Annotated in this window: 8 protein-coding genes; all 8 read right to left on the reverse strand. The window is 49.5% G+C overall.

Going from position 1 to position 13,446, the window contains the following annotated elements:
- Positions 1 to 16: 16 nt before the first annotated feature.
- Entirely contained in the window at positions 17 to 1,204 is a 1,188-nt protein-coding gene (locus tag DXN05_RS15765) for a DUF3179 domain-containing (seleno)protein (protein ID WP_116848230.1), read from the reverse strand.
- Between the two features lie 184 nt (positions 1,205 to 1,388).
- Entirely contained in the window at positions 1,389 to 2,339 is a 951-nt protein-coding gene (locus tag DXN05_RS15770) for a dihydrodipicolinate synthase family protein (protein ID WP_116848231.1), read from the reverse strand.
- Positions 2,326 to 3,480 carry a sialidase family protein gene (locus tag DXN05_RS15775; protein ID WP_116848232.1) on the reverse strand — a complete coding sequence of 385 codons (1,155 nt, stop codon included), beginning with the start codon at positions 3,478 to 3,480 and terminating at the stop codon, positions 2,326 to 2,328. Before DXN05_RS15775 ends, DXN05_RS15770 begins: the two co-directional genes overlap by 14 nt.
- Positions 3,481 to 3,510: 30 nt before the next feature.
- Entirely contained in the window at positions 3,511 to 6,111 is a 2,601-nt protein-coding gene (locus DXN05_RS15780; RefSeq protein WP_116848233.1) for a sodium:solute symporter family transporter, read from the reverse strand.
- Between the two features lie 41 nt (positions 6,112 to 6,152).
- Positions 6,153 to 7,082: a dihydrodipicolinate synthase family protein gene (locus tag DXN05_RS15785; RefSeq protein ID WP_116848234.1), complete on the reverse strand. Its 930-nt coding sequence runs from the start codon at positions 7,080 to 7,082 to the stop codon at positions 6,153 to 6,155.
- Positions 7,083 to 7,111: 29 nt separating this feature from the next.
- Entirely contained in the window at positions 7,112 to 8,581 is a 1,470-nt protein-coding gene (locus DXN05_RS15790) for a RagB/SusD family nutrient uptake outer membrane protein (protein WP_116848235.1), read from the reverse strand.
- Positions 8,582 to 8,600: 19 nt separating this feature from the next.
- Positions 8,601 to 11,960 (reverse strand): SusC/RagA family TonB-linked outer membrane protein, encoded by a 3,360-nt coding sequence (locus DXN05_RS15795; RefSeq protein WP_211330070.1) that lies wholly within the window; start codon positions 11,958 to 11,960, stop codon positions 8,601 to 8,603.
- A gap of 64 nt (positions 11,961 to 12,024) precedes the next feature.
- Positions 12,025 to 13,290, reverse strand: coding sequence for a sialidase family protein (locus tag DXN05_RS15800; protein WP_211330071.1), 1,266 nt, complete (start codon positions 13,288 to 13,290; stop codon positions 12,025 to 12,027).
- Positions 13,291 to 13,446 lie beyond the last annotated feature (156 nt).

Consider the following 13,446-nt stretch of genomic DNA (forward strand, 5'->3'; position numbering starts at 1 on the left):
AGCTCGCAACTGTTCCCTACCCCGGGTAACGCATAGTAGCAGGATGAAAATTCTGCCAGGAATGCCAGAACTCCTGGTAACTCTGCACGGGTTGCAGTTGCTGCCCCTGCAATGTTCCTGCAGTGCAAACGCCATTGCTGTTCCAGGTTGAGTGCGTGTTAACATCAGTAAACATACCGGTATTATCAGGCGCAGTGAATTGCAATGACTGCCCGTTTACCCGGCGGTTATATACGTGGAAAGAACTGCCGTCTTTTTCCAGCAGCAGCAATACCGGCAGGCCCGGCAATGAATCCTGTATTATTTGTTGCTGCACCAGTGTATTCCAATCATATGCTTTGGCTGTTGTGCCTTGTATTACACCCACCACCCACGATTTCATTTTCCATGAGCCGGAATCCCTTTTTTCGAGATGCCCGTCGATGGTGCCGAGATCATAATCTTTCAGCTGTTTGTATTTGGCATTGAATACCGTATCGGGCTGCAATATGGTGCTGTTGGGATGTTCGCGCAGCCAGGCAGACAAGGTTAATTGCTGCGCAGGCAATTCCTGTAACGATACACCTTTCAGCGGACCTGCAACGGCCACACCCGTAGCCTGCTGCCACCAGCTTTTGGTAGTATGGTCTTCAAACATCGCGTTAAAATGATCCATACCCACCAGCCTGAAATCTTCTGCCTTGCCATTTACAACAGGACTGTACACCCTGCCTGTTCTGCATACTGTACAATAAGTGATCATTACAGGTGTATGTCCAACCGTATCACGCACCTGGTGGTGATAACCGATCAGCTGAATGGGATAGGCTTTTGCTTCACCGTTAATACTCACACCAATCACCAGTTTTTCCGGAGCAATAGTATTTGCAGCAGCAGGTGCAAAAAAAGCATGCGTGGGCTGATAGAACATCTTATCTGCTTCAAAGCGGAAATTGAAGAAATAAAATACCACCGCGTAAAACGCCACGATAACACCCAGCACCAGTTTCTTCCACATAGCAACACCATACGATATGGTAAGCAATGCGTAAGCGGCCACAGCAAGCAGCACACCCCTTACCCAGAAAATATTGCGCCCCAGCCAATAGGCGAAGCCAATGGTTTGGTGTTGCTGGCTGCCGGGAAATGGCATAATAAAATACACGCGCAATATCTCAAACGCAAGCAGCAGTATAAGACTGGCAAATAACAGGAATACTTTCATAGCAGTAGTATATGGCAATAATGTTAGAATGATTTAAATATAGGATTTTTCGCACAATCCGCCATCCCGGTACCGGATAACTGAAGCCCGCAGCCAGGAAAAGCAACATGCAATAACGTTCTCCTATGCATCATACATAGATTGGTTAATCCCGGGCAGTCTTGCCCGGGATTTTTTACGGGCTTCAGGAAAACAGCTCCGGCAGCAGCTGCCTGGCCATTAACGCAGCTTCGGGAATAACATCTGCAGGCACCCACCTGTAGGGCCAGCGCAGGCGTGTACCCACCACACTCCATCCGCCAACAGCAGCCATAAACTTATCCAGCGCAGGGTTGCTGTAACCTGCAGCCTGCAACGGGCGTATAAATAAATCCATCCACAGGTGCAAGCGTTGCTCTATATGCAGTGCTGCCGGCAAATCGGTTTGCATCAGCTGCCACCAGTATTGTGCCCCTGCCGGACTTAAGCACGCCACATTGGAATAAGACCCTGACGCCACCTGTTGCCGCACACCACTCGCCAGCAAATGCCCGGGAACAAATACCGACAGGTCATTTGCATAAGGCCGCATAACATCATACCATTCACTGTTACCACCGGCTGTTTTTATACCGATCAGCTGCGGCACAGCCTGCTGCAACTGCCGCAACGCAGCAGGAGATAACACTTGCTTGGCGTGCGGCGGGTTATACAACACCAGCGGTATATTACCTGCCGCCACTGCAAGCCGCTGCAGGTAAACAATGCTTTCTTCTGTTGTAGTAACCACCCAATCGGGCAATATTACCTGGAAGGCATCCGGCAACAACGGTACCGAACGTTGTATTCTTTGCAACGCAACAATGGATGATGCATGTGCTGCCCCAACCTGGAAGCGCACGCCTGCTTTCCTGCACCGGTGCGCCAGCAGCTGCTGTATTTTATCAAACTCCTCTTCTGTCTGGTTATGCCACTCTCCCGCCGTACCGTTGGAGTAAATGCCATCGGGCTGTACAGCAATAAGGTAATCGATCTCAGCCGCCAGCCTGTTATAGTCTATACTTTCATCCGCATTCACCGGTAGCAATAGCGTAGCCCAATTGCCTTTCAGGTTATGTGCAGTTAATGGCAGCTGTGTTGTTTCACTGTTGCGCATGTTCCAGTTGTTTCAACGGCAATGCCTGGTACACAATGCCCTCATATGGCTTTTTGTAGCCCGCTTCAAACAAACAGGCAATATCACCGCCGGGTATTACAGATAAAGCAGAATAAGCAGAAGGGCCAGGATACAACAATTGCTGATGCACCCAGCTGTTGCCTTTGTTGTTACCCAAACGCACGGTAAGCCCTTTTCGCTCTGTTGCATTGGCCGGGTTGGCAAAAAGCAGCGATCCCTTACTGCTGCCCGCTTTCAGGGTAATCAAACTACCCTGGCACATCGGCTCTTTCAGCACCGTATCTCCCTGCACATTGCCCCAGCTCATACCGCCGTCATGGCTGTACGCTACCTGCCGGTAACCTTTGTGTTGTGTATTGCGCATATTCAGCAGCAGGCTGCCGTTCTTTAATTCGGCAACCGTGCTTTCGTTTACCCCATCCTGCGGAGTAATGCCGCCCGTATGCCAGGTATCGCCATGATCATCGGAATAAATAACCAGTGAATAATTCTTCCTGCTCACCGCTTCCAGGAAATTACCCGGTACCACCAGGCGCCCCTTGTATTTATGCTGCTGCAACTGTATGCCTGCACATGGACCAGTGGCAAACCAGGTCCAGTCTGCATGTTTTACCGAAGCAGTAATTTCCTTTGCTGCAGACCAGCTGTTGCCGTCATCGGCAGAAGACAACACAAAGGCCCGTCTTGAATCACGGCTGGTTTGATTGATGATTTCCTTTTCATGATCAGTGCCGAGGTTCCAGGTAGCAAGCAGGATGATGCGGCCTGTTTGTTCATCCATAATGGGAACAGGATTACCGCAGGTATTGGCAGAATCGCTCCATACCACCTGCAGGGCGCTCCAGGTTTTACCACTATCATGTGAGCGCTTTACCACCAGGTCTATATCGCCTGTATCGCCGCAACCATTTCTGCGTGCTTCAGCAAATGCAAGCAGCGTACCCTTATTGGTGGTTAACAATGCCGGGATACGAAAACATGCATAACCCGCTTCCCCATTGGGATACAGGTAGTGCAACGCAGCGGTTGAGCTATCCTGCGCCGTTGCATTCAACCCCGTTGACAGGCTGAACACCAGTAATGCGGTATAAATAAAATAGGTGTATTTGCTGATTTGCATAAATTTCAATTATAGCTATACATTAAATCATTATGGGTTAACCAGTGTTGCGGCAGTAGCTGCTGCTGGCGATTGTTTGTTTTTCTCCGGGAACAACAGGCTGAACAGATAGCCCCAGAACAAACAGCCCGCCACCGCAAACAAGGGATACAGGAAGAAATGAATGGAAGAAGATCGCTGTACAAAATACAAGCCTGCACAACCGGTGATAAAGCCCAGTAATATACCCTTGCTGTTGATACGCGGGAAAAAGATACCCGCAGCAAACATGCCTGCCAGGCAACCGCCAAACAGCCCGATGATCTTCAGGTATTGATCCCAGATAGAAGTGTTCTGCAGGTATACAAGATACACGGCAATACCGCACCCGATAATACCCAGGAACATCGTTAGCTTTTTAGCAAACAAGAGGCACTGCCTGTCTGTTGCCTGCTTGCGGAATGGCTTGTAAAAGTCTGTGGTTACCACGGTAGCAATGGCATTCATGCTGGAGCTGATGGTTGACATGGTAGCTGCAAACAATCCCGCAATCACCAGTCCTGATAAGCCGGCCGGCAGTTCCTGCGAAATAAACCAGGGGAATACATCATCTGTTCGCCCATGCGGGTTTAGCTGCGCAGGGTGGTGACGGAAGTAAAACCACAGGGCCGTGCCCACACCAAAGAATAGTATGGTAGCAGGAATTACCATGATGGCATTGGTATAAATGGAACGGCGTGCTTCTTTCTCGGTGGCTGTAGTAAGATAACGTTGCACCACTACCTGGTCTGATGTATAGGTAACAAGATTGGTAAGGAACGAACCGATGATCACTACCCACAGCACCGGTTGCGACATGCTCCAGCCCAGGTTCGCCACCCGGAACTTATCCTGTTCGCCTGCTTCTTTCAGCATGGCCTGCAGGCCGCCATGTGTATGCTGGTGTATAAACAGGATACTGACCAGTGCACCACCCAGCAGTACGAATACCTGCATTACTTCTGTCCACACCACGGCTTCAATACCGCCGGCCATGCTGTAGGCTGTGGTGATGAGCGTGGTCACCAGTATGCAGGCAAAAATAGGCACGCCTGTTACCGTGCTTAATACCAGTGCAGGCAGGTATATCACCACCCCCAGCCTGCTCAGCTGGAAGATCACAAAAGTAAAACTGCCCAGCAGCTTTACCGTTGGGTTAAACCGTATCTGCAGGTATTGGTACACGCTGGTGATTTTCAGCTTGCGGAAATACGGCAGATAGAATAACGTAACAATCGGCGCCACTGCCACAATCATTACATTGTTCATCAGGTAAACCCAATCTGTTGCGTAAGCCTTTGCCGGTATGGCGATAAAGGTGAGCGCGCTGAGCTTCGATCCGAATATGCTGAGACCCGCAGCCCACCAGGGAATTTTTTGTCCGCCCAGGAAGAAGTCGCCTGTTGTACCACCCGTGTTCTTTGTTACATAAAAGCTGATGCCCGCCACTGCCACAAAATACAGTGCAATCACCAGCCAGTCTGCCCAGCCGAATTTACCCGGCGGTTGTGCAGGTGCAGCCACCAGCACTCTGTTCGAACGTACAGCAGGCCGCGCTTCGCCACCGGCAATCACTGCATTGCCGTTCCATACCACCAATGGTGTGGTTACCGGCGCATACGTACTTGCATGCGGGTTTACCGCAGCGTCTGCCTGTATATGCACAGGCATGTTGCCTGTGACAGACCAGGTATTGGTAAGTGTATTGTAAGCAACTACTTTGTTGCTGAAACCGGGGTGATTGTCTTTTAAATCAGCCACCTTCGCTGCATTGGCCCCATCATCGCCGCCAAACAGTAACAGGTGCGATTGCCCGGCATTAAATGCAGGTGAAGGTGCGGCAGCCAGCACCTGCGGCAAATCAGCCATACGCAGCCAGCCCTTGCCTGGTGTATACCGCCAAACATCCTGCAGGTATTCACGTGTACCCGCAGCATTGAGATGCACACCGCCCATCACATAAAAATCCTGTTCGCTGGTACCGGCCATGGCCAGCATACGGGAGCTTGCAGGTAATGCAGGCAGCACCTGCCATTTTCTTTCAGCAGCAGGTAGCGATAAATCAATACTGTACAAAGTATTCACGGTTGCACTACCGGGCGCAGCCGCACCACCTGCTATGTATACCGTATTATGCACAATTGCACCGCATGCATACGCCAGTGAAGAAGGCATATCTGGCAGGTGTGCAATCTGCACCTTACCATTGCGGTATTGCAATAACAGGGCACTTGCATAATGTTGTGTTGCATCTGCACCACCGATATACAGTACGCCCTCATTGCAGGTAAGTGCCACACCATATCCCGTGCTTACCGGGAGTTCACCGGCTGCTTTCCATACGCCACCCGGCTTGTCCAATGCATAAATGGTCTTATGCCAGCTTTTAACCCCGTTGTTCCATGGCCGGCCATTACCGGGAAAATTAGAACCGCCTGCCACCAGCAGCGCGCCATTGCTTACCCCGGCACAAACGCCCGCAAAGCCGTCACTGTCGGGCAGTGGTGTGGTTTGCTGCCAGTTGAACCAGGTATTTACAGCAGTATCCTGAGCCTGTGTTTTCATAGCTGTTACAAATGAGATAAGAATCAGCAATCGTTTGAATAAGCGCATGATTCGCTTTTTAAATTGTGGAATGCAGCCGCTGTAAGGCGCTACACTGAATGTAGTTTATTTGCAGCAGGCAGTTGCTCAAAAAATGACAACCGGTTTAATGCATCATACAACTCCTTGTACTGTGCGTCGGTTAAGGTAACCAGCGGCAGCCTTGCAGGGCCTAAATCCCAACCCAGCATTTTCATGATCGCTTTCTGCGCAGGTATGGGCGGGAAGCGCAGCATTACGCGGATCACTTCTACCATATAGGCCTGGTGTTTTCTTGCAGCAACAAGATCTCCGTTGTCAAAAGCCGCGATCACTTTGTAGTACAGCGGCGCAGCAAAAGTATAGGTACTGCCGATGGCTGCACGTGCCCCTACCGACAAGGCAGGCAGCAATAATTCGTCAAGACCGTACAGTATATCAAACTTGCCTTCAAAAGCATTCAGGCACGACTGGTATTCGTAAATAGTGGCAGCCGTATATTTCAACCCTGCGAGGTTGGGAATGCGCGAACCTGCCAGTGTAAGAAACTCAATCATATCCATACCCACACCCGTTAAGTGCGGAATATGGTAGTAATAAAAGGGCAGCGCAGGTGCAGCAGATGCGATCGCTGCCATGCAGTCAACCAGGTTTTGCACATGCAGCGGTTTAAAATAAAATGCCGCAACAGAAGCAAATGCATCCGCACCCTGTGCAGCGGCATGTGCAGCCAGCTGTTTTGATTCAGCTATACTGCTGTGCCCCACGTGCACTATTACCAACATGCGTTTGTTTACTGCGCTGATAAAGGCTTCGGTTACTTCCATGCGTTCTGCGGTGGTCATGTTGGGGCCTTCACCATTGCTGCCGCAGACAAATATGCCCTTTACACCATCATTTACCAGCTTGTTTACCAGTGAGGGAATCATGTCTTTGTTTAAACTGCCATCCGCATGAAACGGCGTGAATACAGCTGCTATCAGTCCTTCAATTTTTTTCATAATGCTACTTTATATAAGAAAATCCGTTATCAGTATCCTTCGGTTTGTACCAGCATTTTGTTATTGGCCAGCACAGTTGTGTTCAGCGGCCAGAATAGTGGTGTTGTTTTGCCTTTGAGGTTGGGTACATAGGCATACACGTCAATGGTGCCGCCTTTGTGAAAACGCACCAGGTCGTACCAGCGCTTGTTTTCAAAAAACAGTTCCCTGCCGCGTTCATCCAGTATTTCTTTTTCCAGTGATGCCTTGTCTGCTGCTCCACTGTAAGCACCATTGCCTGCCCTTGCACGTACTTTGTTGAGATACACAATGGCATTGGGCACATCGTTTAAACCGGCATAGGCTTCGGCCTTCAGCAGGTAAATGTCTGACAGCCGGTACAGTACCAGGTCATTGTCTGCAATACGGTCATCCGCGTATTTGGTACCTGTGTATTTGGTAATCCAGCTGATGCGCGGACCACTGGCCTGCCGTTCGGTAATCCAGGTATAGGGAATGCGTTTGTCTGATGGATTGGCTGCAAACAGTGACCGCGACAACGGGCTGATCTGGTATGCCCCCTGGCCATTACCGGATGATTGGGCATAGGGAATGCTATCGATGTTTAATGCGCCCTGTACAATGGTGAAAAACGGCAGTGCGTTCAATACATAGTTGGCGCTGGTTTCATCACGGTTGTAGTAGGCTGCGAGTATCACTTCAGGGTTGGTAGCCGCACGCACACCGGTTACATTTTTATAGTCCGCGTTTAAGCTTACACCGGATGCTTCTACTTCGTTGATCGCGTTCACTGCTGCCGTAAAATCAGTCTCGCCGCCACCCAATACTTTTGCGCTCCACAACCGGCTGTCTGCTTTTAAAGCCTGCACGGCACCGTAAGAAAAGCGGTATTTGGATGGATAGGTTTTGGCAGAAAAGGTGGTCATGGAAGTGAAATAACCAATCGCCGTATCAATATCCGACTGAATCTGTTTCATTACATCCACCGCTTTTGAACGTGGCAGCAACGGCACATTTTCATCTGTTACTGCCTGCAGCATCAGCGGCGCATCGCCAATAATGCGCGTAAGGTGAAAATAGAAAAAGGCACGCAGGCTATAGGTTTCAGCCAGTATGCGTTTTTTGGTATCCGGGCTTGCAGCAAAACCGAAACCCTGTATTTTACTCAGCAGCAGGTTGCAGTTGCCGATGGCTGCATACCAGTCGTTGTAATTGATAGCACCTGAAGAGGGTGTAATCAGCTGTGTCCACGCCACCCCGAAACGCGAGTTGGACGCTGCCACCAGTTCTTCACTGCGCTCTGTGCCATAGGTAACATTGTTGGCGAAACTGCGCATGGAAGTATAGATGCCTGTAAGGTAAGGATCAAAGTCACCTTCGGTTTGAAAATAGGTCGCCTCTGTTATGCTCGACAAGGGTTTAACCTCTAGTATTTTTTTACAGCCTGTTGCCAGCAGCAACAGCAAAACCGGCAACAGCACGGGAAATCGTTTATTCATATACCCTGTTTTAAAATGATTAGAACTGTAATGTTGCACCCAGTGAAAACTGCCTGGGGCGCGGATAACCACCGGGATCGAAGCCGGTATAGCTCTCCGGGTTCAGGCCCTTGTAACCAGTGATATAACCCAGGTTGTACACGCTGGCAAATACATTCATGCCGGTAGAATGGATTTTCTTCAACACACTTTGCGGCAGGTTATAACTGATGGATATTTCGCGGAATGCCAGGAAATCGCCTTTTTCAATCATGGTGGATACATCGGAAGAATAAGACTGGTTAACACCCAGCGTTGCACCACGCAGGTAATTGCGCTGACCAAAATCGTAGTCAGCAAAAGAAAAGCGTGCATATTTCTTTCCTTCATCGCCCTCTTTCTGCCAGATATCATTACCAAGTGCCTGTGAGGGTGCACCTTCATTAAACGCGCGGCCCTGTCCCAGCGAACGCGCCAGTGCACCGTTGCTGATTAAATGTCCCATGGCAAAGTCAACCGCCACACGCAGTGTAAAACCTTTATAGGTAAACATATTCTGCATACCGCCGATAATATTGGGTGTGCGGTAGCCCATAAACACCTGGTCTTTGGTATCAATTACCCCATCCTTGTTTACATCTTCAAAAATGTAATCGCCTGCATGTTTGCCTACGCTGATGCCGGAGGGCGAGGCGAGGTTATCTTTTGTTGTAGCATTCCAGGCACTGGCCTGCGCATCGGTTGCAAATACGCCGAGTGCATGGTAGGCCCATAAGCCATACGGCCGCTCTCCTTCTGCAAAGCCACCTGCCTCAACCAGCTGTTTGGAGGATGCATCCCATACCAGGTCACCACCCTGCCTGTTCTTCGCACGGCCGTTGGCAGGCAGTTGCTTGATCAGGGTTTTGTTATATGCAAAAGAGAAATTGCTGCGCCAGGTGAATGTCTTTGTTTTTACAGGTGTTGCACCCAGCTCAATTTCTACCCCTTTGTTTTGCAGTACACCGTTGTTGTACGTGATAGAAGTAAATGGCGCTTCAGAAGGCAGCGGTTTGGAAGCCAGCCTGTTTTTGGTGAGTTTGTTGTACCAGTCAACCGATAAGGTAATACGGTCTTTTAAGAAGCCCGCATCCACAGCGAGATCGGTTGTTTGTGTTAATTCCCAGCGCAGGTTGGGATTGGATAAGTTGCTGCGCAATATGCCCGATCCCTGTGCATAGGTCACTGCGGAATAGCCACCATAGGTATCGGTAATGCTCAGGTCGCTTGAGCCTGCCTGTCCCCAGCTGCCACGCAGTTTCAGCGTGCTCACGGGTTTCAGTATCCAGAATTTTTCCCGTTGTATGTTCCAGCCGGCAGATGCGGAAGGAAACAAGGCGTATTTGTTTTCCGGTGCAAAATTAGAAAAGCCATCATCACGCAATGCACCGCTTAACAGGTAACGGCCCTGGTAATCGTAGTTGAGCTGACCAAAAAAGCTGGCTGAACGTGATTCAGTTAAACTGGTACCAAAATCAGTCACATTCGTCATTACCACGCCGTTCACTACCGTAGTGGTAGGTTCGTTAATGGTGTAGATATAATCATTGGTACCCCGCTGCGATCCGATATTGATAATGCTGTTGGTAGAACGGGTGTAGTTAAACCCGCCCAGCAATGTGAAATGATGATCGTTGCGTACGTTGAAATCATACTGCAGGATCTGGTCAACCATCAGCTGCCTGAAGTTGTTCGTGTTCTCATTTTTCTGCCGCTGCGTAGACGGTTGAATTTCGTTGGAAGGTGTGGCTTTGCGCATAAACAGGTAACGGTAATCCTGCATTACATATGATACCGCAGGTTTCCAGTGCAACCCTTTGGTAATGGTGAGATCACCTGCCAGTCTCGATACCAGTCTTTCGGTAGACACCCTTGTATCATCATACTTCAGCGTATGAAAGCGGTTGCGTACGGTGTATAGCTCACCGGGCATGGGGTTACCATCGTCTTTAAAAATGCGGATCAGCGGCGTAATGCGTGTACCACGCACCAGCTCATTCTGGTAAGCATCTACATAATTGGGTTGTATGTACTGGTAATTGATCATGGCATCTATACGGAAGTTTTCTGCTGCCTTGAACCCGAAATTACCCAACGCATCATAGCGCTTGTAATTGGTGCCGGTAAATATGCCAGCCTGGTCTGTATAACCGAGTGATACATTATAGTTGGCTTTGTCGCCACCGCCACTTACGGCGATATTATCGTTGTTGGTTAAACCGGTTACCCACAGCATATCCTGGTAATGGTTATCTGCATACAACAGTTTGGTGCCCGGGTTAATAGGATCATCCATGGTTTGCCATCCTTTGGCAAGCAGCTTGTTCACATAGTCCTGCCCTTCTACTGACACAATGTTATCGTACAATGCAGTCAGGTTGATATTGATGCCATACTGCCCTTTGGCAGTATATACTTTTGTACCGGCAGAAAAGCCGCCATTGTTCAGCAGGTTATCCTTATCCAGCTTGTCTGTGGTGTTTTTCACCGTAGTACGTGCCAGGGTAAGATACTGTGTTGCATCCAGGTATTTATAATCGCGGGCCTTGGTTTCCCAGGTGGTGCGGTGATTGAGGCTCAGGTTCATTTTGCTGTTAAACTTGCCGCCCTTTGTTTTCACCACAATTACGCCGTTGGCGCCGCGCGCACCATAGATAGCAGTGGCAGCCGCATCTTTCATTACCTGGAGCGATTCAATGTTGTCGGGGTTAATATCATCCAGCGAACGGAATACACCGTCTACAATCACCAGCGGACCACTGGCGTCAGAACTGCCCACAGCGCTGCCATTGCCATTACCCACGCCCGAGCCATACACATTCAGTTTGGTACCGCCGCGTATAATAATGTTGTTGGCGCCACTGCCGGGCTGGCCGGTTGTAACAGGTACCGATACACCGGCCAGTTTGCCCTGCAAGGCTTGTATGGGATTGGGGTTGGAGGTATTTTTCAGTTCTTCGCTACCGAGCTTGGCTACAGCAGCCGTTGTTTTTGCCCTGGTTTGCTGCGTATAGCCCACCACGATAATATCTGCCATGGTATCGGTTACACGCTGCAATACAACCTGTATACTGCTGCGGCCATTTACGGCCACCTGTTGCTGTGCAAAGCCTATGCTTGACACCAGCAGTATACTGTTTTCTGAAGGTAATCCGATTGTGAAACTGCCATCCGGTGCTGTGGCTGTACCGCCCCGCACACCTTTGATCTGCACACTTACTTTTTCCAGCGCAGCGCCACTGCTGTCAGTGATCTTTCCCTTTACGGTAAAGCGCTGCCCGAACGAAACCTGACACAGCAACAGCAGCACAAGGGCTATGGCTGTTTGCTGACAGTAACTAGAGAGCATATTTTTTTTCATAAGCAATCATTGAACCGGTACGGCTAACATAACCGGTGAAATAATGAATGTGGTTGTTTGGTAATCAAGGTTCCCCTGCGCCGTTGAGTATCCAGGCGAGATTGAATTTGTGAAACTCGACAGACTTGTTGCTGGTGCTGCTGTTGTGTACATCTTCATTGATCTCTATCAATGCAGCTACTGCATAATCAGCAGTTTTAATCATGCTGGAATAACCGCCTTTGGCAATGGTGATGGGTGTATAGTCACAGGTGTTCCAGTCGTAAATGCTCCTGCTTCTTGCCCAGGTATTGCCTTCATCATAGCTAATGCGCACTGTCATGTTGCAACGCTTGCTTTCGTTGTTGGGGTTCAGAAAAATAAGGCGGGCAGGTGCGTCGGTGTTGTAGCGTATAACCGATGCCTCACATTTGGGATCGATCAAAGCATTGTCAACAGCCCATGCGGCAAAACCATTTTCAATAGAGCCTACAGATTTGCGGCGGCGTTTTGCAGTGTTCCATTCCGTTGTACCTGGCCTGTCATTGCGCAGCAGGCTGCCATCGAGCAATTCTACAATGGTGCTTTCATCAGTGCCACCGGGCAATAACTGGTAGTGCCAGCTGGCGCCATGATCATCGCTGTAAATGTTGCGGCCAAAGGCAGGAATGATTAAACGGCCTGCATGGCTTGCCACTGTTTGTATGCCAATGCCAGGCCCCATTGCATCCCAGGTATAGCCGGGCGGCAGCAGCGCGCTTGTCATATCCTGCGGTACAGACCAATGTTCCCCATGATCATCACTGTAAGAGGAGAACACCCTTCTGTCGCCCCAGGCTTTGATGGAAGAAAACGATGTTTTGTTTTCATCATTCCACGACATAAACAGCCACACCCTGCCATTGGGGCCTGCCTGCCAATCGTACACAGCCGTAGGGTTACCCCAGGTGCCTGCGCCGGATGCAGCTACTTCACCCAGGTCAGACCAGGTGTTGCCATTGTCGAGTGAGCGTTTAAACACAACATTGATATCACCAAAATCAGCCGGGCTCCATCTGCGTCCTTCTGCGAAAGCAATGAGCGTACCATTGTTTGTTTTAATGATGGAAGGAATACGGAAAGAATGATAGATGCCTGTGCCACCATCAAATAACAGTGCACTGTTGTGAATGGGTGCTGCCAATGCAGCCCTGGCAGCAGCTTCATTCTCCGGTGTTTTGGTTATAGCGGGTGTTTGAAGGTTGTTCATTTTGCTGGCGCAACCATGCAGCAGCGCAATCGCGAGCACACAAAGCATTGCCTTGCACCCGGAGCAGCCTGCTGTCCGGAGCATAATGTATAGAGGTTTCATATGGAGCAGTTAATAAGTAGTTATGTACTACATATCAAATGTGCTGATAAATTCCATTACAGGCAAATATTTTTTTTCGGGATATGTTATTTATTACTTTTTATAGTGGAAGATGCTGACGCGAAAGCATGTGCCTTACTGTTGAAAATGCAACAC

The sequence above is a fragment of the Deminuibacter soli genome (assembly GCF_003412455.1).
Taxonomy (GTDB): domain Bacteria; phylum Bacteroidota; class Bacteroidia; order Chitinophagales; family Chitinophagaceae; genus Deminuibacter; species Deminuibacter soli.

Bases quoted from the DNA above. Each gene is read 5' to 3' on its own strand.
- DXN05_RS15785 (WP_116848234.1), bottom strand. From the start codon at position 7,082: ATGAAAAAAATTGAAGGACTGATAGCAGCTGTATTCACGCCGTTTCAT.
- DXN05_RS15800 (WP_211330071.1), bottom strand. From the start codon at position 13,290: ATGAAACCTCTATACATTATGCTCCGGACAGCAGGCTGCTCCGGGTGC.
- DXN05_RS15780 (WP_116848233.1), bottom strand. From the start codon at position 6,111: ATGCGCTTATTCAAACGATTGCTGATTCTTATCTCATTTGTAACAGCT.
- DXN05_RS15765 (WP_116848230.1), bottom strand. From the start codon at position 1,204: ATGAAAGTATTCCTGTTATTTGCCAGTCTTATACTGCTGCTTGCGTTT.
- DXN05_RS15790 (WP_116848235.1), bottom strand. From the start codon at position 8,581: ATGAATAAACGATTTCCCGTGCTGTTGCCGGTTTTGCTGTTGCTGCTG.
- DXN05_RS15775 (WP_116848232.1), bottom strand. From the start codon at position 3,480: ATGCAAATCAGCAAATACACCTATTTTATTTATACCGCATTACTGGTG.
- DXN05_RS15770 (WP_116848231.1), bottom strand. From the start codon at position 2,339: ATGCGCAACAGTGAAACAACACAGCTGCCATTAACTGCACATAACCTG.
- DXN05_RS15795 (WP_211330070.1), bottom strand. From the start codon at position 11,960: ATGAAAAAAAATATGCTCTCTAGTTACTGTCAGCAAACAGCCATAGCC.